19 protein-coding genes, 1 tRNA gene and 1 other RNA gene are annotated in these 19,795 nt (G+C 63.8%); 20 read left to right on the forward strand and 1 reads right to left on the reverse strand.

What is annotated here, in order from left to right:
- The 18 genes from CH278_RS16390 to CH278_RS16475 all read left to right on the forward strand — a co-directional run bounded on the left by CH278_RS16390 (position 1) and on the right by CH278_RS16475 (position 16,628).
- On the forward strand, positions 1-900 hold the full coding sequence (locus CH278_RS16390; RefSeq protein ID WP_027496572.1) for a mechanosensitive ion channel family protein: 900 nt from the start codon (positions 1-3) through the stop codon (positions 898-900).
- A complete protein-coding gene (locus CH278_RS16395) occupies positions 897-1,346 on the forward strand; it encodes a hypothetical protein (protein WP_027496573.1) in 450 nt (149 codons plus the stop codon). The genes CH278_RS16390 and CH278_RS16395 overlap by 4 nt, the downstream gene beginning before the upstream one ends.
- Before the next feature lie 86 nt (positions 1,347-1,432).
- Positions 1,433-2,122, forward strand: coding sequence for a cell division ATP-binding protein FtsE (ftsE, locus tag CH278_RS16400; protein ID WP_027496574.1), 690 nt, complete (start codon positions 1,433-1,435; stop codon positions 2,120-2,122).
- A 64-nt stretch (positions 2,123-2,186) separates the two neighbouring features.
- Complete coding sequence (gene ftsX / locus CH278_RS16405; protein ID WP_032366335.1) at positions 2,187-3,092, forward strand: permease-like cell division protein FtsX; 906 nt, start codon at positions 2,187-2,189, stop codon at positions 3,090-3,092.
- Between the two features lie 83 nt (positions 3,093-3,175).
- On the forward strand, positions 3,176-3,649 hold the full coding sequence (gene smpB / locus CH278_RS16410) for an SsrA-binding protein SmpB (RefSeq protein ID WP_027496576.1): 474 nt from the start codon (positions 3,176-3,178) through the stop codon (positions 3,647-3,649).
- Positions 3,650-3,657: 8 nt separating this feature from the next.
- Positions 3,658-4,512, forward strand: coding sequence for a DMT family transporter (locus CH278_RS16415; protein ID WP_072692108.1), 855 nt, complete (start codon positions 3,658-3,660; stop codon positions 4,510-4,512).
- Between the two features lie 31 nt (positions 4,513-4,543).
- A complete protein-coding gene (locus CH278_RS16420; RefSeq protein WP_094622393.1) occupies positions 4,544-6,004 on the forward strand; it encodes an SDR family NAD(P)-dependent oxidoreductase in 1,461 nt (486 codons plus the stop codon).
- Between the two features lie 65 nt (positions 6,005-6,069).
- Positions 6,070-6,440, forward strand: a transfer-messenger RNA (tmRNA) gene (gene ssrA, locus CH278_RS16425).
- Between the two features lie 173 nt (positions 6,441-6,613).
- A complete protein-coding gene (locus CH278_RS16430; protein WP_052053373.1) occupies positions 6,614-7,249 on the forward strand; it encodes an alpha/beta fold hydrolase in 636 nt (211 codons plus the stop codon).
- On the forward strand, positions 7,228-8,514 hold the full coding sequence (locus CH278_RS16435) for an NAD(P)/FAD-dependent oxidoreductase (RefSeq protein ID WP_218828721.1): 1,287 nt from the start codon (positions 7,228-7,230) through the stop codon (positions 8,512-8,514). Before CH278_RS16430 ends, CH278_RS16435 begins: the two co-directional genes overlap by 22 nt.
- On the forward strand, positions 8,505-9,284 hold the full coding sequence (locus CH278_RS16440) for a DUF1365 domain-containing protein (protein ID WP_094622394.1): 780 nt from the start codon (positions 8,505-8,507) through the stop codon (positions 9,282-9,284). Before CH278_RS16435 ends, CH278_RS16440 begins: the two co-directional genes overlap by 10 nt.
- Positions 9,281-10,582 (forward strand): SAM-dependent methyltransferase, encoded by a 1,302-nt coding sequence (locus tag CH278_RS16445; protein ID WP_094622395.1) that lies wholly within the window; start codon positions 9,281-9,283, stop codon positions 10,580-10,582. Before CH278_RS16440 ends, CH278_RS16445 begins: the two co-directional genes overlap by 4 nt.
- Positions 10,579-11,904, forward strand: a complete 1,326-nt coding sequence (locus tag CH278_RS16450; RefSeq protein ID WP_094622396.1) for an SAM-dependent methyltransferase — start codon at positions 10,579-10,581, stop codon at positions 11,902-11,904. Before CH278_RS16445 ends, CH278_RS16450 begins: the two co-directional genes overlap by 4 nt.
- A 56-nt stretch (positions 11,905-11,960) precedes the next feature.
- Positions 11,961-12,692: a DUF1295 domain-containing protein gene (locus tag CH278_RS16455; RefSeq protein ID WP_094622506.1), complete on the forward strand. Its 732-nt coding sequence runs from the start codon at positions 11,961-11,963 to the stop codon at positions 12,690-12,692.
- 89 nt (positions 12,693-12,781) lie between these two features.
- Positions 12,782-14,422: a phosphoglucomutase (alpha-D-glucose-1,6-bisphosphate-dependent) gene (gene pgm, locus CH278_RS16460; RefSeq protein ID WP_027496584.1), complete on the forward strand. Its 1,641-nt coding sequence runs from the start codon at positions 12,782-12,784 to the stop codon at positions 14,420-14,422.
- Positions 14,423-14,499: 77 nt separating this feature from the next.
- Positions 14,500-15,657 (forward strand): MFS transporter, encoded by a 1,158-nt coding sequence (locus tag CH278_RS16465; RefSeq protein ID WP_045841964.1) that lies wholly within the window; start codon positions 14,500-14,502, stop codon positions 15,655-15,657.
- A 25-nt stretch (positions 15,658-15,682) separates the two neighbouring features.
- Positions 15,683-16,429, forward strand: coding sequence for a DsbA family protein (locus CH278_RS16470; protein WP_179274439.1), 747 nt, complete (start codon positions 15,683-15,685; stop codon positions 16,427-16,429).
- A gap of 126 nt (positions 16,430-16,555) precedes the next feature.
- Positions 16,556-16,628 (forward strand) — tRNA-Ala (locus tag CH278_RS16475).
- A gap of 114 nt (positions 16,629-16,742) precedes the next feature.
- Here CH278_RS16475 and CH278_RS16480 read toward each other — a convergent pair.
- Positions 16,743-17,087 (reverse strand): histone-like nucleoid-structuring protein Lsr2, encoded by a 345-nt coding sequence (locus CH278_RS16480; RefSeq protein ID WP_032370939.1) that lies wholly within the window; start codon positions 17,085-17,087, stop codon positions 16,743-16,745.
- 549 nt (positions 17,088-17,636) lie between these two features.
- Here CH278_RS16480 and CH278_RS16485 point away from each other — a divergent pair.
- Both CH278_RS16485 and CH278_RS16490 read left to right on the forward strand, forming a co-directional pair.
- Positions 17,637-18,722, forward strand: coding sequence for an N-acetylmuramoyl-L-alanine amidase (locus CH278_RS16485; RefSeq protein ID WP_048320200.1), 1,086 nt, complete (start codon positions 17,637-17,639; stop codon positions 18,720-18,722).
- Positions 18,723-18,733: 11 nt separating this feature from the next.
- Positions 18,734-19,792, forward strand: coding sequence for a CobW family GTP-binding protein (locus tag CH278_RS16490; RefSeq protein ID WP_094622397.1), 1,059 nt, complete (start codon positions 18,734-18,736; stop codon positions 19,790-19,792).
- The last annotated feature ends 3 nt before the right edge of the window (positions 19,793-19,795 follow it).

The following is a 19,795-nucleotide window of genomic DNA, read 5'->3' on the forward strand; positions in this document are numbered from 1 at the left end:
ATGACGGCCTGGCTCAACGTGACGCCCGAGGTCAAGCTCAACGGCCTCGGAATCGTGCTGTACATCCTCGGTGGGCTACTGGCCGCGCGGTTCGTCACGTGGACCGGATCTCGAATCACTGCCCGCATCGACCAGAACTACCAGCACAGCGACGCGCTCGTCCGGTCGGAGGCCGCCAAACACCGTCATGCTCTGGCTCAGGTCATCACCTGGGTGCTGGTCACGCTCATCTACATCCTGGTCACCATCGAGGTGCTGCGCCGGTTCGGCTTCGGGGTCGGTGGACTCGTGGCACCCGCGACTGTCATCGGTGCAGCCCTCGGCTTCGGTGCTCAGCGCGTGGTGCAAGACATCCTGGCCGGCTTCTTCATCATCACCGAGCGCCAGTACGGCTTTGGTGACGTGGTGCAGATCGCCGTCAACGGCTCCGCCGAGGATGCCGAGGGCACCGTCGAGGACGTCACGCTCCGAGTGACGCGGGTCCGTAGCGTCGACGGCGAGGTCATCACCGTGCCGAACGGGCAGATCGTCAAGGCGATCAACCTGTCCAAGGATTGGGCTCGCGCCGTCGTCGACGTTCCGGTCCCCAGTACCGCCGATCTGACTCAGGTGAATGCGCTTCTGCGTGCGGTCGGCCGCGATGCGTTCGCAGATTCACACTTGCGTCCGCTCCTACTCGACGAACCGACCGTGATGGGTGTGGAGAGCATCGAGGTGGGGCAGGTCAACGTGCGCTTGGTCGCGCGGACGCTGCCGGGCAAGCAATTCCAGGTGGGACGAGAGCTGCGTGTGAGAGTCGCCGCTGCGCTGCAGCCCGAGGGCATCAACGTTGCCCCCGACGTCAGCACGGCCGGAGTTGCACCGGAATCATCGGGACGAGATCGAACGGAAGACCAGTGAGTACACCCGATACCGGAACCGAACGCTCGCAACGAAACTGGCGGCAGTGGCGCATTCCGGCCAAGATCTACGGCCGCGTCCGAACCTCCACCGTGGCGTTCGGAATCTGCTTCGTGCTCACCGCTCTGCTGTACGGGCAGGTCAGCGCAGATATCGCCGAGAGGAACGGGGAAGCGGTTCAGGGGCCGGTTGCGGTGAGCCCGGACGAGCTCACGCAACCGAGCGAATCGCAGACGTACGTACCGACCCCCTCACGTCTGTCGACCACCACCACACCCAGCACGACCACCGACCCGGAGTCGTCGACGAGCGCCGACGACACCGGTACCCAGTCGACGACGACCACCGCCCCGCCGACCACGACGACCGCCCCGTTCGGCGTGCCCATCCCGCCGGCGATTCAGTCGCTCATCCCGTCCCGGCCTGCACCGACCTCGTCGCGCTGAGGCACTCTTTACCGGCTCTCGGGACTCGCCGCGGCACCCGCTCGCTTCCGGCGGTTACCGACGGGTAAGGGCTACACTGGCGACCCGTGATCAGCACCTCGAATGTGTCCAAGTCCTACAAGACCTCGACCAGGCCCGCTCTGGACAAGGTGACGGTCTCCATCGACAAAGGCGAGTTCGTGTTTCTGATCGGGCCCTCGGGGTCTGGTAAGTCGACATTCATGCGCTTGTTGCTCAAGGAAGAGACGCCGACGTCCGGCGATATCCACGTAGCGGATTTTCACGTCAACCGGCTCGCTGCTCGTCGCGTCCCGCGGCTACGACAGAGCATGGGGTGCGTGTTCCAGGACTTCCGACTGCTGCAGCAGAAGACCGTGGTGGAAAACGTCGCGTTCGCGCTCGAGGTGATCGGCAAGCCTCGATCGATGATCAAGCGCACTGTTCCCGAGGTGCTGGATCTGGTGGGACTCGGCGGCAAGTCCGACCGTCTGCCCAACGAGTTGTCCGGTGGTGAGCAGCAGCGTGTGGCGATCGCCAGGGCGTTCGTCAATCGACCGCTGGTGCTGCTCGCCGACGAGCCGACCGGAAACCTCGATCCGGACACCAGTCAGGACATCATGCTGCTGCTCGAGCGCATCAATCGCACCGGAACCACCGTGCTGATGGCGACCCACGACAACCACATCGTCGATTCCATGCGTCGACGCGTCGTGGAACTGGACAACGGACGAGTCGTTCGTGACGAGGCCCGAGGGGTCTACGGCGTCGGCCGCTGACGCCGACCACCGAACTCGACCGCTCACTTCTCGACCGAACGAATCGAAGGGCTCGGATTCCGCGATGCGCGCAAGTTTCATCTTCAGTGAGGTCTTCACCGGGCTTCGCCGCAACATCACCATGACGATCGCCATGATCTTGACGACCGCTATTTCCCTCGGTCTGTTCGGCGGCGGATTGCTCGTGGTGCAGATGGCAGGAAAGACCCAGCAGATCTTCCTCGACCGGGTGGAGGTGCAGATCTTCCTCACCGACGACATCTCTGCCACCGACGCAGACTGTGCCCAGGAGACGTGCGCTACGTTGCGCTCGGATCTCGAGAACACACCCTCCGTGGTCTCGGTGCAGTACCTCAACCGCGAGGACGCGGTGAAGGATGCGACCGAGCGAGTGTTCAAGGACCAACCCGAACTGGCCGAGTTGGTCAGTGCCGACAGTTTCCCGGCCTCGTTCAAGGTGCGTCTGAGCGACCCGGAGCGATTCGGAGTGATCAACGACAACTTCGAGAACCGTCCGGGTGTGCAGAGCGTGCTCAACCAGCGAGACCTGGTGGAGCGATTGTTCAGCGTCCTGAACGGAGTACGCAACGCAGCGTTCGCGATTGCCACCGTGCAGGCGATCGCTGCGATCCTCCTGATCGCCAACATGGTCCAGATCGCTGCGTTCACCAGACGAACCGAGGTCGGAATCATGCGGCTGGTCGGCGCCACCCGGTGGTACACCCAGCTGCCGTTCCTCCTCGAAGCCGTGGTCGCAGCTCTGGTCGGTTCGGCGCTGGCGATTGCCGGGCTGTTCACCGCGAAGAACATGTTCATCGACGACGTCCTCTCCGACGTCTATCAAGCCAATATTCTGGCCCGGATATCGAACAGTGACGTGCTGTTGGTCTCGCCGTTCCTGGCACTCGTCGGAGTGGGAATGGCGGCGGTCACCGCCTACATCACATTGCGCCTCTACGTGCGCGAATAAATTCGGTTGCCGATCGGTTCTATGCTGGAGCGGTTGCCGATGAGGCGGCGTCACGCATCGAACGCTCGAGAAAGGGCCCTGCAGTGAGAGAGAAGGGCCGCAAGGCCATTGCGACCAATCGCAAGGCACGGCACAACTACTCCATACTCGACGTCGTCGAGGCCGGAGTCGCGCTCGTCGGCACCGAGGTCAAGAGCCTGCGCGACGGCAAGGCCTCCCTCGTCGACGCCTTCGCGACCGTCGACGACGGCGAGATCTGGCTGCGCGGGCTGCACATCGCGGAATACACACTCGGAAGCTGGACCAACCACGCGCCGCGTCGAAACCGCAAACTTCTTCTCCATCGTCGCGAGATCGACCGCCTGGCCGGCAAGGTCAAAGAGGGAAACCTGACGTTGGTGCCGCTGTCGATGTACTTCTCGGACGGCAAGGTCAAGGTCGAACTGGCGTTGGCCAAAGGCAAGCAGGACTACGACAAGAGACAGTCGTTGGCCAAGCGCACCGCCGAACGCGAAGTCACTCGTGAGCTCGGGCGTCGAGTGAAGGGCATGCGCTGACCGCTGTCCTGCTCGCTCTGGTAGCTGCTGTGGGCTACGGGGTGAGCGATTTCGTCGGCGGTGTCGCGTCCCGTCGAGTCGCAGCCCTGCGGGTGGTCATCGTGTCCTATCCGCTGTCACTCGTCATCGTGCTGCTCGTCGCTCCGTTCGTCGGCGGCACCATCGAACTCCCCGCGATGCTGTGGGGCCTGGCGTCGGGTGTGGCGGGCGGCGTCGCCGTGTGGTGGTTCTATCTCGCGCTCGCGGCCGGGCCGATGGCTGTGGTGTCCCCGGTGACGGCTGTGTTGGTCGCCGGGATTCCCGTTCTGGTCGGGTTGTCGATGGGTGAGCGTCCCGGCGTCATCGCCTTCGTGGGCATCGCCGTTGCCCTGGTGGCCGTCGTGCTGGTCAGCAAGGAGTCACCGGACGAGGTGACCGGCGAGGTCGCGGGCGGCCGCGACATGAAGTTCACCCGCACCGTGGCCTGGCTGACGGTCGGGTCGGGTGTGACGTTCGCCTTCGCCTTCATCTTCCTGCATCAGATCGGTGACGGCAGTGGGCTGTGGCCCCTCGCGGCGTCCCGCGCATCGGCCACCGCGGTGGTCTGGGCAGTCGCGTTGGCATCGGGGCATTTCGCACCGCCACACGGCAGCGTGCTCAAACTTGCCGCGTTCGTCAGCGTGCTCGACGTGGTCGCCAACGCCGCGATGATCTACGCGTACGAGGGCGGTCTGCTGTCGTTGGTGAGCGTCATCGCTTCGCTGTATCCGGCTGCGACGGTGTTGCTGGCGATGGTGATGCTCGGCGAACGGGTCGGCGCACTGCAGAAGGTGGGAATGGCGTTGGCGCTCGGGGCAATCGCGATGATCGCGCTCGCGGGTTGAACTTGCCCGCGCACGGGTAATGAACCCGTTTATGACTGCTTCCGGTTCTACCTCCGATGTCCCCACGTCCGAGAACGCGTCGTCTCGGCCGCGTGTGCTGGTCACCGGTGCCACGGGATATCTGGGCGGTCGTCTGGCACCGCGTCTGCTCGACGAGGGCTACCGGGTCCGTGTGTTGGCTCGGACCCCGAGCAAGCTCGACAACGTTCCGTGGGCGGCGGACGTCGAGATCGTCCAGGGTGACCTCAGTGATCGGGAGTCACTGAAGGAGGCGCTGAGCGACGTCGACGTCATGTACTACCTGGTGCACTCGATGGGCACCGCGGGCCATTCCGATTTTGCCGACACCGAACGCGACAGCGCCGAGAACGTGGCCACCGTCGCTGCGGATTGCGGCGTCGGCCGCATCGTGTACCTCGGTGGCCTGCACCCGCCGACGGGAGAGCTGTCGCCACACCTGAAGTCACGCGCAGAGGTCGGTCGAATTCTGATCGAGTCGGGTGTCCCGACGATCGTGCTGCAGGCAGGCGTCGTCATCGGTTCCGGTTCGGCCTCGTTCGAGATGATTCGCCACCTGACCAATCGGTTGCCGGTGATGACCACCCCGCGGTGGGTACACAACCGTATTCAGCCGATTGCCGTACGCGACGTGCTGCACTATCTCATCGGGGCCGCGAGTGCTCCGGTCACCGAATCCCGCACGTACGACATCGGCGGGCCGGACGTCATGCAGTACGGCGAGATGATGAACATCTACGCCGACGTGGCCGGTCTGCGCCAGCGTCGCATCATCGTGCTGCCGGTGTTGACGCCTCGCCTGGCCGGTCACTGGATCGGGTTGGTGACGCCGATTCCGCGCGGATTGGCGATGCCGCTCATCGAATCGTTGCAGTACGACGCCGTCGGTCACGAAATGGATATCGACGCCGTCGTTCCACGTCCGGCCGAAGGCTTGACGGGCTACCGAGATTCGGTGCGGCTGGCTCTACGCAAGATCGACGACGGCGAAGTCGAGACACGGTGGACCGACGCCACCGGAACTGCGGCCCCGTCGGATCCGCTTCCCTCCGACCCTGATTGGGCTGGAGAGGTCGTCTACACCGATACCCGGGTGGCCCGAAGCGGCGCGCGTTCGAGCGCCATTCGGCCCGCGCTCGAACGATTGGCCGACGCCGAGGTGCTCACCGGTTGGCACCGTGACGCCACGGGGCCGGATGCGTCCGCCTCGGGAACCGAGCACACCACCCGGCTGAAGTCGTCACGACGGCTGCCTGGTGAGGCGTGGTTGGATCTCACGGTCGGTGGCACCGCCAAGCAGCCGACGATCGAACAGCGACTCGTGTTCTTTCCTCGCGGATTGGCCGGGCGTGCCGTGTGGTATGCGTCGTTGCCCGTACGCAGGGCCGTTGCTCGTCGAATGCTGCGGACAGTAGTGGATCGAGTCGAGTCCGACGCCGGTGCAGCCGGGGCGCAGGGACCTGCCGGCCGTTAACGGGATGAATATGGCCGATCGACGCGTTACACTGAACAGCCCGGACACGGTGTCCGGGAACATACGGGGCTGAACGGTTTCGACTTTGTATGTTGAGTCAGGGGAAGCGTGTCGGTGCAGGCGAGAGACCACCGTAAGCGTCATCGCAACCTTATAAGCGCCGATTCCAATCAGCGCGACTACGCACTCGCTGCCTAAGTAGCGACTGCGTGTCTGTCAGTCCGGGCTTGCCCTCGGCCCGGGTACTGGCATCAGCTAGAGGGCTCACCGATTCATCCGGCCGCGGGATGATGAGGAACATCAAACAGTGGCTGGGATCGTCATCCTGACTTGTTCGCGAGATCGGGAGATCCAAGTAGAGGCATAGCGGACTGCACACGGAGAAGCCCTGGCAATGCAGCAGAGGACCCGGGTTCGATTCCCGGCAGCTCCACTGTGAAGGCCGGGCCGAGAGACTTTCTCTCGGCCCGGTCTTTTTTTGTGTCGGACACCTCACAAACACTGCTGTCGACCCGGTCCCACCCGCAGGGGGCTCGGTGCCGAATAGAGAGCATGAGCAACCAGCGGACCCCAGTTCTATACACGGGGAAGCGGCTGTCGTCGCCGTCGATGGTGGTATTGGTTCTGAGCGGTGGCAAGGACGTGAGTCGCGCGCGCAGCAGGCCGTGGCACCTGGCGGGGTTGAGAATGTGGCCCTTCACCTGGATGCTTCGGCGGGCCGGACGTAGCCGCGACATCTCGGTCCAACAACTGCGATATCGATTCCGCGGCTGGAACGCCCCCGAACGGACGCCGGTAGAGGACGCGGGGTGGGCGCTGCGCCGCATTCGTGACCGCAATCCCGGAGTTCCTGTGGTCGTGGTGGGGCACTCGATGGGCGGGCGCACAGCTGCTGCGCTGATCGACGACCCGTCGATCGCGGGTGTCGTTGCGCTTGCTCCGTGGTGGCCGCAGGGTACGGAGGCCGACGGATTCGACGAGAAGCGCACGCTGCTCGTGGTGCACGGAACTGCCGACCGGTGGACCGACCCGCGAACCTCCCGTCGCGCGACCGAACGCGCGATGGCGAACGGTGCCGACGCCGAATATCTCTCGGTGCCTGGAGGCCATTTCATGCTGCGTGATCCGCGCGTGTGGTCGCGCGTCACTCGTGACTTCGTTCTCCGTATCGCCGACGAGTCAAGAGTGCGAACCGATTCGAGCGAATCCGGTGCGTCGACGGGCTGCAGGGGAGAATCGTCGTGACCCGCCGTGTTGCCGTCGTGGGCAGCGGGGTGGCCGGCCTCACGGCGGCATACGCGCTGTCCAAGAACTCGTCGGTGACGTTGTACGAGGCCGACTCTCGGCTCGGCGGCCATGCGGACACCCACTTCGTGGATGGCCCCGGTGGTCCGGTGGGCGTCGACACCGGGTTCATCGTGCACAACGACCGCACGTATCCGACGCTGCTCCGTCTGTTCGACGAGCTCGACGTGCCGACGCAGGATTCGGACATGAGCATGTCCGTTCGGTGCGACGGCTGCGGGCTCGAATACTCGGGCGGACAGGGAATGCGGGGCATTCTCGCGCAGCGGACCGCGGTCCTGCGGCCTCGCTTCGTCTCGATGCTGCTCGACGTCAAGCGTTTTCATCGTCTGGCGACCGAGCTACTCGAGCGTGAGGACGCCGCGGACACCGAGACGACGCTCGCTCAATTCTTGGAGCAGCACTCGTTCTCCGCATACTTCGAATCCCACTTCATGACACCGTTGGTGTCCGCGGTGTGGTCGTGCGATCCGGACACTGCTCTCGCCTACCCGGCTCGCTACCTGTTCACTTTTCTCCGCCACCACGGAATGCTCACCGTCACAGGATCTCCCACCTGGCGTACCGTCACCGGCGGGTCGATCGAATACGTTCGTCGGGTTGCGGAGCACATCGACGAGGTGTTGCTCGACAATCCGGTACATGCTGTCTACCGGTCCGGGGATTCGGTGCAGATCCGGGACGGCCACGACGACCTGCGCACGTTCGACGCCACCGTGATCGCAGTCCATCCCGGTGCCGCGCTGAAGATGCTCGCGGAGCCGACTGCGCTCGAACACAGCGTTCTCGGAGCTATGCCGTATTCGGTCAATCACACTGCACTGCACACCGACTCGTCGGTGCTGCCACGAAACATCAGAGCGAGAGCGTCGTGGAACTACCACCTCCCGTCCTGTAGCGCCAAACCCGATCGAGTTCTGGTCAGCTACGACCTGACGAGGTTGCAGCGATTGGGTGACAGCGATCGAAGGATGCTGGTCACCCTCGGGGGAGCAGATCGCATCGACCCGAACACGGTGCTCGACGAGATGACCTACGAGCACCCGCAGTACACCCCCGAATCCGTCGCAGCGCAGCGACGGCTGCCCGAATTGGACACCGATACGGTGTCGTTCGCCGGGGCGTACCACGGGTGGGGATTCCATGAGGACGGTGCGTTGTCCGGAGCGCGCGCCGCGCAACGGGTGGGGGCCTCGTGGCTCTGACGTCGGTTCTGCCGAACACCCGGGCGCACGGGGCGGCGCTGTATCTCACTCGGATCGATCACGTCCGACGAGCACCGATACGAAATACGTTCTCGTACAAGAGCTACAGCTGGTTCGTCGACCTCGACGCACTTCCCGAACTGCCGCGGATCCTGCGGCCACTCGCATCATTCGATTCCCGCGACCACATGGGTGACCCTGGTGCCACCATTCGCCAGAACGTCGATGCCTTCTTGGCAGAGAGCGGAATCGATCTCGGCGGCGGTCGCATCACGATGTTGGCCAGCGCGCGGGTGTTCGGGCACACGTTCAACCCATTGACTGTGTACTGGTGTCACGACCGCGACGGAGACCTCCGCTGCGTGGTGGCCGAGGTGCACAACACCCACGGGGAGCGATACCGGTACCTGTTGGACACCGGTCGCCACGGTGAGGCACGGACTTCCAAAGAGTTCTACGTCTCACCGTTCAACGACGTCGACGGCGAGTACTCCATGCAGCTGCCCGAGCCGGACGCCACACTCCGGCTGTCGATCGTGCTCGAACGTCTCGGTCACCCTCCGTTCGTGGCGACCGTCGTCGGCCGTCGCCGCCAGGTGACGACGCGATCGATTCTTCGTACCGCACTCGAGATCCCGATGGCACCGCTGCGAGTGGTGATACAGATTCGCTGGCAAGGCATTCGGCTCTGGGCGCGGGGTCTGAAGATCGTGCAGAAACCTGCCCCTCCGGGGGCGCGGAGAGTTCAGAAGGAAGGAGCTCACAGATGACGACGGTGTCTCGAACCGATTCCGTGTCGCACCCGTCCGGTCCCGGGCCGCGCCCGCTGGTCGATCCTCGGGTCTGGCCCCAGATCGCCCACGTTCCCGGTGGCGTGAAAGTTGCGGTCGCCGCGCCCGTTGCCGACTTTCTCTTCCGTCGTGCGGTCGCGGGATTGCAGGTCCGAGTCGCGATGCCGGACGGCACAGTGATCGGGGCCGGATCGTCCGACGCACCGTTGATGACGGTCTATCGGCCACACGACTTCGCCGCGCGCGTCGGCGACAGCGGCCTCATCGGATTCGGTGAGGCATACATGGCCGGAGACTGGGATGCCGAGGATCTCACCGCTGTGCTCGAGGTCTTCGCTCGTCGAATGGCGTCGCTGATTCCCAATTCCTTGCAGCGACTCCGTGGGCTCTACGTCCCGAAACCTCCACGGAGTGAACGCAATACGACGAAGAACACTCGATCCAACATTTCGCGTCACTACGATCTGTCGAACGAGCTGTTCGAGCTCTTCCTCGACGAGACCATGACCTACTCGAGTGCGTTGTTCGCCGGATCGGGACCCGACGACAGCATGGAGCTCGCCGACGCCCAGCGCCGAAAGATCGACCGGCTACTCGATCGCGCAGGCGTCGGCGAAGGAACCAGGGTCCTCGAGATCGGCACCGGATGGGGCGAGCTGGCCATTCGCGCGGCCGCTCGCGGCGCGACGGTCCGGTCGGTGACACTGTCGGTGGAGCAGCAGGAGCTCGCGCGTAAGCGTTGCGCGGCAGCGGGATACAGCGATCGAGTACAGATCGATCTCCTCGACTACCGGTTGGTGGACGGCCGATACGACGCCATCGTGTCGGTCGAGATGATCGAGGCCGTCGGTCATCAGTACTGGGCAACCTATTTCGAGACGATCGATGCACATCTGGCACCGGGCGGACGCGTGGCGATCCAGGCCATCACCATGCCGCACGACCGGATGCTGGCCACCCGCAATACGTACACGTGGGTGCACAAGTACATCTTTCCCGGCGGGTTCCTGCCGTCGGTGCGGGCCATCGAGGAGGTGACCGAGCAGCACACCTCGCTTCGGGTTCGGGAGCGCCTGTCCATGGGTGATCACTACGCGCGAACCCTGGCCCTGTGGGACAGTCGCTTCCGTGAATATCGCAGCGAGGCACAGGATCTCGGGTTCGACGATGTATTCGCGCGAATGTGGCACTTCTACCTCTGCTATTCGGAGGCCGGATTTCGATCCGGGTACCTCGATGTTCAGCAGATCGTGCTCGATCGAAGGGACGACCGATGACCACCTCGACAAGTACCGTGGACCGGACCGATCGCAGCGTCGGTGTTGCACACCGAATTGCCGAGTTGATGGAACCCCTGGTGGGTGGCCCGCTTCCCGTCCGGCTGCAGGCGTGGGACGGATCCGTTGCCGGCGACGCCCTGGCACCGAAAGTGATGTTGCGGAGCCCCAGCGCTCTTCGTCGATTGCTGTGGAGCCCCGGTGAACTCGGTGCTGCACAGGCGTACGTCACCGGGGAGTTGGACGTCGACGGCGATCTTGCCGCGGCTCTCGATCATGTCTGGGGTGTGGTCCGTGAGCGCCGGCTCTCGGCAGTACGACCGGGGCCGGCATCGTTGCTGCGGCTGGCGCGGCTGGCCAAGGATCTCGGCGTGTTCGGCCGCCCACTACCGCCACCCGCGTCGCAGGCCTCGGTGAAGGGGCGGCTGCACTCGTTGCTTCGCGACCGCGCTGCGATCAGCCACCATTACGACCTGTCGAACGACTTCTACGAACTGGTCCTCGATTCGCGCATGGCGTACTCGTCGGCGTACTGGACCTCGAATTCGCCGGATTACACCCTCGATGATGCCCAGCGCGACAAGCTCGACCTCGTGTGCCGAAAGATCGGGCTCGACAAACGATCCGGGCAACGGTTCCTCGACGTCGGCTGTGGCTGGGGGTCTCTCAGCCTGCATGCGGCACAGGAATACGGAGCGCAGGTAGTCGGAGTGACCATCTCGCGCGAGCAGAAAGCCTTCATCGACAAACGAATCGCCGACCGAGGTTTGCAGGACAACGTCGAGATCCGGATCCAGGATTATCGGGAGATTCCGGACGGGCCCTTCGACGCGGTGGCGTCGATCGAGATGGGTGAGCATGTGGGGGAGGCCAATTACCCGACCTACGCCGCCGCACTGCATACCAACGTCAAGCCGGGTGGGCGAGTGCTGATCCAGCAGATGTCGCGAAGAGAGGGCGACAACCCCGGCGGCGGGGCATTCATCGAATCGTTCATCGCGCCCGACATGTTCATGCGTCCGGTCGGGCGGACCGTGGCCATGATCGAGAAGGCCGGACTCGAGGTTCGGGACGTCCATGCGCTTCGGGAGCATTACGTGCGGACCGTCGACGTCTGGACCGAGCGATTCGAGTCGCGGTACGGCGACGTGGTGGCCATGGTCGGGGAGGAGGTCGCTCGCGTGTGGCGGCTGTACCTGATCGGCGGGGGAATGGCATTCCGGGACAACAGGATGGGCGTCGACCAGATCTTGTCCGTTCGCCCGGTCGAGGGGTCGTCCGGGATGGAACCGGTCCGCCCGGTGTGGGTGGCCGCGCGGTGAATTGGTCCGACTTCTTCACCGTGTCACTGGCGAGTCTCGGCGGTACTGCTGTCCTGATGATCATCACCGCCCTCGTCGGTGCCCGTATCGGACGACACAATGTCGTGGATGTGACGTGGGGTGGCGGCTTCGTTCTGATCGCGCTGATCTCGGCTGCGACCGGAACCGGTGATCTGTGGCGACGACTCCTGCTGGTCGTGCTCGTCGGAGTGTGGGGGCTTCGTCTTGCGCTGCACATGGTGCAGCGCTCACGCGGACACGGTGAGGATCCGCGGTACACCGAGCTGCTGTCCAAGGCCACCGGCAACAGAACCTGGTACGCCCTGCGGAAAATCTATCTGACGCAGGCGGTTGCGCTGTGGTTCGTGTCCCTTCCACTGCAGGTTTCCGCCGTTTCACACGGATCGGTTCTACCCGTCGTCGTACTCGGCGTAGTGGTCTGGCTACTCGGATGGACGTTCGAGGCAGTGGGCGACGCGCAATTGAAGGCGTTCAAGGCGGACGCGTCGAACAAGGGCAAGATCATGGACCGAGGTCTGTGGTCCTGGACGCGGCATCCCAATTACTTCGGCGACTCGGCAGTGTGGTGGGGACTGTTCCTCGTCTCGGCCTCGGCGTGGCCTGGGGTGTTCACGATTCTGTCGCCTGTCGCGATGACGTACTTCTTGGTGTTCGCCACCGGGGCTCGGCTGTTGGAAAGGAGCATGGAGAAGCGTCCGGGGTATCGCGAATATCAGCAGCGAACCAGCTATTTTCTGCCACGGCCACCGAAACGGCAGAGCAAGTAGCTCGCGGGTGGGGCAGCGGCGTTAGGGTTGAACGAGAAATTCGGTTCGTCGACCGGATTCGGTTCGTTCGAGGATTGAGGAGGCGCATCGTGGCGCACGAGAGAGCTGGAACCACTGCACTGCCGGAGGATCTGGTCGATCTCTCGCAACTCGTCACGGCGTACTACTCGCGCATTCCGGACGTGTCGGAGCCGAGTCAGCAGGTCGTGTTCGGGACCTCGGGTCATCGAGGTTCGAGCCTGGATTCGGCGTTCAACGAGGCGCACATCGTCGCGACCACGCAGGCCATCGTGGAATATCGTTCCGCGCAAGGCATCACCGGGCCACTGTTCATCGGTCGAGACACCCATGCATTGTCCGAGCCCGCGTGGACGACGGCTCTGGAGGTGTTGGCAGCCAACGACGTCGACGTTCTGGTGGACTCTGGGGATCGCTACACTCCGACGCCCGCCGTCAGTCATGCCATTCTCCGGTACAACGAGTCGGGGCCGACCGCGAAAGCCGACGGCATCGTGGTCACACCGTCCCACAATCCGCCGCGTGACGGCGGGTTCAAGTACAACCCTCCGCACGGTGGACCGGCCGACAGCGATGCGACGTCGGTGATCGCTGCCCGCGCCAACGAGCTTCTCCGCGAGGGCATTACCGGTATCAAGCGTGTGACTCTCGCGCAGGCGTTCGCGGGAAGCGTCTCGCGGTACGACTTCCTCGGCACCTACGTGGACGACCTCCCGAATGTGCTCGATCTCGATGCGATCCGCGCCGCCGGAGTTCGCATCGGTGCGGATCCGCTCGGCGGTGCCAGTGTCGACTACTGGGATGCGATCGCCGAACGACACAACCTCGATCTGACCGTCGTCAATCCGTTGGTCGACGGCACGTTCCGCTTCATGACGTTGGACACGGACGGCAAGATCAGAATGGACTGCTCGTCGCCGAACGCGATGGCATCACTGATCGCAGCCCGGGATCGATTCGACATCGCCACGGGCAACGACGCCGACTCCGATCGACACGGCATCGTCACTCCCGACAGTGGTCTGATGAACCCCAATCACTACCTCGCGGTCGCGATCGACTATCTGTTCACCCACCGACCCGGGTGGTCACCGACCGCGGCAGTCGGCAAGACGCTGGTGAGTTCCTCCATGATCGATCGCGTCGTCGCCGGTCTCGGACGAAAGCTGCTCGAGGTCCCGGTCGGGTTCAAGTGGTTCGTGCCGGGGCTGCTGGACGGCGAGCTCGGCTTCGGCGGCGAGGAGAGCGCCGGTGCCTCGTTCCTGCGGCACGACGGGCGAGTGTGGACCACGGACAAGGACGGAATCATTCTGGCGCTGTTGGCCTCGGAGATCACCGCGGTCACCGGATCGACACCGTCGCAACGCTACGCAGAATTCACAGCCGAGTACGGCGACCCGTCGTACGCCCGCGTCGACGCTCCGGCAACCAGGGAGCAGAAGGCTGTGCTCGCGAAGTTGTCGCCCGACCAGATCACAGCCACCGAATTGGCGGGGGAGCCGATCACCGCGACGCTGACCGAGGCTCCCGGAAACGGGGCCGCACTGGGTGGGCTGAAGGTGACAACGGAGAGCGCCTGGTTCGCAGCTCGTCCGTCGGGAACCGAGGACGTCTACAAGATCTACGCGGAGTCGTTCCAGGGCAAGGAACACCTCGCCGAGGTCCAGGCTGCCGCACGTGAATTGGTCTCGTCCGCTCTCGAGAGCTCGTGACCGACTCACCGACACCCGACCACGACAGCTCGGCCCCCGAGCCGGCATTCCAACCCGGAGGCAAACTCCCTCCGGAGATCTGGGTACTGGTCTCGGCAGCGTTCGTCATCGCCCTCGGATTCGGCATCGTCGCGCCTGCCCTGCCGCAGTTCGCTCGAGAATTCGGCGTCGGATACACGGCCGCATCGGCAGTGATCAGTGCCTTCGCCCTCATGCGGTTGCTGTTCGCACCGGCGAGCGGTGCTCTGGTTCAGCGCCTCGGCGAACGACCCGTCTACCTGATCGGACTGTTGATCGTGGCGGTCTCCACCGGTGCGTGCGCTCTGGCTCAGACGTACTGGCAGCTGCTGGTGTTTCGCGGACTCGGCGGAATCGGGTCGACGATGTTCTCGGTGTCTGCTCTCGGACTGCTGATCAGAATCAGTCCACCTACCAGTAGAGGCCGCATCTCCGGGCTGTACGCGACCGCTTTCTTGCTGGGAACCATCGGTGGTCCGCTCGTCGGCGGCGCGCTCGTCGGTTTCGGTCTGCGGGTGCCGTTCGTCATCTATGCCGTGGCTCTGGTGATCGCCGCTGCCGTCGTGTACTTCACCCTCGGCAATTCCGATCTGGTCAAGCCGGAGAAGGGAACTGCGCCGCCGACGATGTCGTTGCTCGCTGCTCTGCGAATCCCGTCCTATCGGGCCGCGCTGGCGTCGAACTTCGCGAACGGATGGGCCGTGTTCGGTGTCCGGGTGGCGCTGGTGCCGTTGTTCGTCGTCGAGGCAATGCAGCGGTCCGAGGTGTTCGTCGGGATTGCTCTCACGGTGTTCGCAGTGGGTAATGCCCTGGTTCTCACCACTGCCGGTCGCCTGTCCGACGTACGCGGACGCAAACCGTTCATGCTGGGCGGTTTGGCGGTCTGCGGCCTGGGAACGGTCGTGATGGGCTATGTCCACGATCCGGTGTTGTTCCTCGCGGTGTCGTTGATCGCCGGAATCGGATCGGGCCTGATGAGTCCTGCCCAGCAGGCCTCGGTCGCGGACGTGATCGGCTCCAAGGCCCGTGGAGGACCCGTGCTGGCTGCCTTCCAGATGGCGTCCGACGTGGGCGCGGTGATCGGCCCGATCGTGGCCGGAATGATCGTGGAACGGGTCTCGTTCGGTCCGGCTTTCGCCGTGACGGGCGCACTGCTTCTACTGGCGGGGTTGTGGTGGTCGCGCGTTCCGGACACCCTCGAGCGCGAGCGCAGCTGACGGATACGTCCGTAGTATTCGCTCTGTGAGCGAGAAGAAGACATCCAGCACGAAACACACTCCGCAGGCCTCGTCGAATACCGTGACGTACATTCTGGGCGGTATTGCATTCCTCGTGGTGGTCGCGGTCGTCGTGGTAGCGATCCTGTGGCAGCGAGGCAGCGACGCGCCCCGGAACGACGGGTACGGATCGGTCAAGAATCCCGAGGTCGAATTGTCGTTGCCGGGAGACGGTGTCGTCGTATTGGCTCGTCCGGGCGCGCAGCGCGTCATCGATATCTACGAGGACCCGATGTGCCCATTCTGCAGTGATCTCGAGGTGAAGCACGGCCAGGAATTGGCTCAGAAAATCGACGACGGCGTTGTCTCGGTCAACTACCACCTGATCAATTTCCTCGATGCGAGCTCGGCCTCGGGTGACTATTCGACGCGGGCCGTTGCGGCGTCGCACTGCGTGGCCGCAACCGAGAATGCGCGGGTCTACTCGGGTTTCCACGCCGCACTGTTCGACCCGGAATTCCAGCCGGAGGAAGGAAGCGAGTCCGACCGAACCGATGCCGAACTGGCGGAGCTGGCAACGTCGAACGGAGCGAGCGATCTTGCGGTGGAGTGCATCACCACGGGCGCGCAGCGTGACGCAGCGGTGGCGGACGCGACGACCGGTCGGGACGCCTTGGCCGCATCGGGCGCACGCGGAACTCCGGGTGTTCTGGTGGATGGACAGGTGGTCGACGCGCTGGGCGACTCGGAATGGCTGGCTACGGTCGGCTGATCGGGGTCGAGCGCGGGGGCCCGTACCGGAGCATCGAGTAGGGGCCGCACCAGCTGATTTGTTGCTGCCGCGAGCGATGGTGTAACTTCGTTCGAGCAACCGCATGAGCGGGAGCACGCAGTACTCGGGGCTATGGCGCAGCTGGTAGCGCACCACACTGGCAGTGTGGGGGTCAGGGGTTCGAGTCCCCTTAGCTCCACCGAGAAAGCAAAAGCGCCGCCCATCGGGCGGCGCTTTTGTTGTGTCTATGGCTTCGGCCACCGAATCGGCGTCTGCAGCGTGAGTCCTGAGACGCCGATTCGGAAGGCGGGGGTCAGTGAGCTGCGTCGAACGCCTGCTCCACTTCGGCGGGTATTCTTCCGCGCGCAGAAATGTTGTGGCCGTTCGCCTTCGCCCATTCTCTGATGGCTTTGGTCTGATTGGCGTCGCGCTTCGCCCCGGTGGCCGGGGAACTCGACTTCTTCTGTCGCTTTCCGCCCACCTTCGTCGAGTGCTCGATGTAATAGTCGAGCTTGCGGTGGAATTCTTTGGCGTTCTTGTCGCTCAGATCGATTTCGTAGCTGACTCCGTTGACCGAATAGGTTATGTGTTCGCCACCGGATTCGATCGGTTTTTCGTCGATGTCATCGACTAGTTGCACATAGACTTTTCTGGCCATGCTGAAGCTCTCCAATGGTGCAGGGAATGATGCGGGGGGATGTCCAGATCGAACTGTGTCGACTATACGGCCGAACAATGTGTATATCCATGCTGGCCGATCGATTGTTACCGGTTTCGCAGCATTGCCACAGAATCTGCAGATGTATTCGTCGAAACCGACGTGGCGCAGGCATTAAGTGTGTGCGCAGTGCGAGGGATCGCTGTTGCGGTGAACAAAGACAAACTGTCCGGTATTCATAGGAAATTCGTTCTCGGGGTCGGTTCGAGCCGGCGGCCGGTTTCGGAGTTTCGCGGCACTTGTGTCGCCGTCGTGGGAAACATGAGAAGGCTGGGCAGATCGCAACGGATCGATCACGAAATGCAATCCTTTGGCTAACGAAATTCGATCAGGGACTCGAATGGATCGATCTCTGGTTCACTCGAGCAGCAAGTGTCTGTTGTGACGCACGGTAGCTCCTGATGCCAATGGGAACCGCGTGGCTCGACGGCGTCCGAGGTGCCGAGAGGGGAGTGGCGCGACCGGCTCCACCGGAGCGCCCACGAGTCGATGAAATCTTCACGAACAGCCGGGTCGGCTGCGGTGACGCTGATGTGCGCAGGTCTACTGAGTGCTGGAGCGCTCGTCGGCGCACCGGTATCGGCCGACCCGTCCGCGCCCGCCACTGCGCCGTCGGCGACACCCGGCACGGAATCGGCCGGACAAGAGTTGACGGGAAAGACGGTCTTCCTCGATCCGGGTCACCAGGGCACAGCTCACTCGGAGAATCTGCAACGGCAGGTCGACGACGGGCGCGGCGGTACCAAGGATTGCCAGACCACGGGCATGACCACGGTGGACGGGGTGCCGGAGCACACCATCAACTGGAAGGTCTCGGAGCTGGTTCGGTCCAGTCTGGAGAGTCTCGGTGCGACGGTGAAGACCAGCCGCGTCGACGACACCGGGTGGGGCGGGTGCGTCGACGATCGGGCTCGCGCTGCCAGCGCGTCCGGAGCCGATGTGGCCGTCAGCATTCATGCGGACTCGACGAGCACGACGACCGACACCGACAAGCACGGATTCCATCTGATCGTGCCGACACTGCCGATTCCGAATGCGGCGGCCGATGCGGCTCAGTCGGAGGGCGGGCGCTCGGCCTCGAAGCTGATGAGAGATTCCTACGTTCGCGCCGGGTTCGATCCCGCCAATTACTCGGGCGTCGTCGACGGGATCCAGGAACGATCCGACGTCGCGGGGCCCGCACTGACGACTGTTCCGTTGGTGTTCGTCGAGATGGGCAATGGTTCCAACCCGGACGACGCGGCGGTGCTGGAGAGCTCGGACGGTCAGGTGAAGCATGCGATCGCCATCTCCACCGGCATCATCGACTATCTCCTCGGAGCCGAGGCTGCCTCGTCGCCGGACGTCGCAGTTCCCACCGCCTCTGCGCCGACACCGACGAGCGCGACTGTCCCCGCAGCTACGTCGACGTCCGTAGCGGGTCGTAGTGCCTTGTCTCGACTGCTCGAAAGCGTCTCGCCGTATGTCGAATCGTTCGGTGTCGACGGATTGAAGGGATTGGTGACCGACGAGAACGTCAGCAGCGTCTCCACCTTCGCTCGAGGCCTCCTGAATCGAATTGTCGCCGCCCGGTAGTCTCGACCGGCGTGGCGCGTCGACGAATTCCGGTGGTGATCGTTGCCGGCTTTCTGGGTGCCGGCAAGACCACTCTGCTCAATCATCTGTTGCGCAACGATGCGGGAATTCGGATCGGCGTCGTGGTCAACGATTTCGGTGCGATCAACATCGATTCCATGCTCGTTGCAGGACAGGTCGATTCGATGGTGTCACTGGGCAACGGATGCATCTGCTGTGCGGTGGACATCACTGACATGGACGCGATGTTCGATGCGCTGGCTCACCGCCGTTCGGCCATAGACGTGATCGTGGTGGAGGCCAGCGGATTGGCGGAGCCACGGAATCTCATTCGAATGGTGCGCGGCAGCGAGAACGAGTTCATCGTGTACGGCGGATTGGTGGGAGTCGTCGACGCAGTCGAATTCGCGGATACCCGCACCCTGCATCCCGAAATCGATCAGCATCTGCAATTGGCGGATCTGGTGGTACTGAACAAGTCCGACGCCGTCGAGGATTCGGAGCGCTCTGCGGTGGTATCGACGGTTCGGTCCATTGTCGGCGACGTCCCTGTCGCAGCTGTGTCGTTCGGACGCGTCGATCCTCTGTTGTTGTTCGACCGGCCCCAGAACGGGCCGGTCGAATCCGCACTACCCGTGCAATTGTCCTTCGACGAACTTCTCCGCGAGCACCTCGACGACGACAGCTGCCACGAGCACGGACACCACCGACACCTGCATGCGCAGTACTCGCATACCGAGTTCGTCAGCACTGCAGCGATGGAGCCGCGTCGGCTGATCGCATTTCTCGAGAACCCGACCGGAAACCTCTACCGCATCAAGGGTGTCGTGCATTTCGACCTGCCGGGACACCAGCAGAAGTTCATCGTGCAGACGGTGGGGCGACACATTCGGTTCGAGAGTGCAGCGTGGTCACGGGATGAAGCCCAGCAAACATCACTGGTGCTGATCGGCACCGAACTCGATGCGGACGCGGTCGAACATCGACTGCGGGCCTGCGTGCGCGGCCCTGACGACGCAGTCGACGCCTCGGCCATGTTGCCGGTCCATCGATACCTCGAGCCTGCGTAGGTC

This window comes from Rhodococcus sp. 05-2254-5, from assembly GCF_002258575.1.
Classification (GTDB): domain Bacteria; phylum Actinomycetota; class Actinomycetes; order Mycobacteriales; family Mycobacteriaceae; genus Rhodococcoides; species Rhodococcoides fascians.

Coding starts and splice junctions, on each gene's coding strand:
- CH278_RS16420 (WP_094622393.1), top strand. CDS start 4,544: ATGACTGCTTCCGGTTCTACCTCCGATGTCCCCACGTCCGAGAACGCG.
- CH278_RS16430 (WP_052053373.1), top strand. CDS start 6,614: ATGGTGGTATTGGTTCTGAGCGGTGGCAAGGACGTGAGTCGCGCGCGC.
- CH278_RS16480 (WP_032370939.1), bottom strand. CDS start 17,087: ATGGCCAGAAAAGTCTATGTGCAACTAGTCGATGACATCGACGAAAAA.
- CH278_RS16450 (WP_094622396.1), top strand. CDS start 10,579: ATGACCACCTCGACAAGTACCGTGGACCGGACCGATCGCAGCGTCGGT.
- ftsX (WP_032366335.1), top strand. CDS start 2,187: ATGCGCGCAAGTTTCATCTTCAGTGAGGTCTTCACCGGGCTTCGCCGC.
- CH278_RS16455 (WP_094622506.1), top strand. CDS start 11,961: ATGATCATCACCGCCCTCGTCGGTGCCCGTATCGGACGACACAATGTC.
- CH278_RS16445 (WP_094622395.1), top strand. CDS start 9,281: ATGACGACGGTGTCTCGAACCGATTCCGTGTCGCACCCGTCCGGTCCC.
- CH278_RS16485 (WP_048320200.1), top strand. CDS start 17,637: ATGAAATCTTCACGAACAGCCGGGTCGGCTGCGGTGACGCTGATGTGC.
- CH278_RS16390 (WP_027496572.1), top strand. CDS start 1: ATGACGGCCTGGCTCAACGTGACGCCCGAGGTCAAGCTCAACGGCCTC.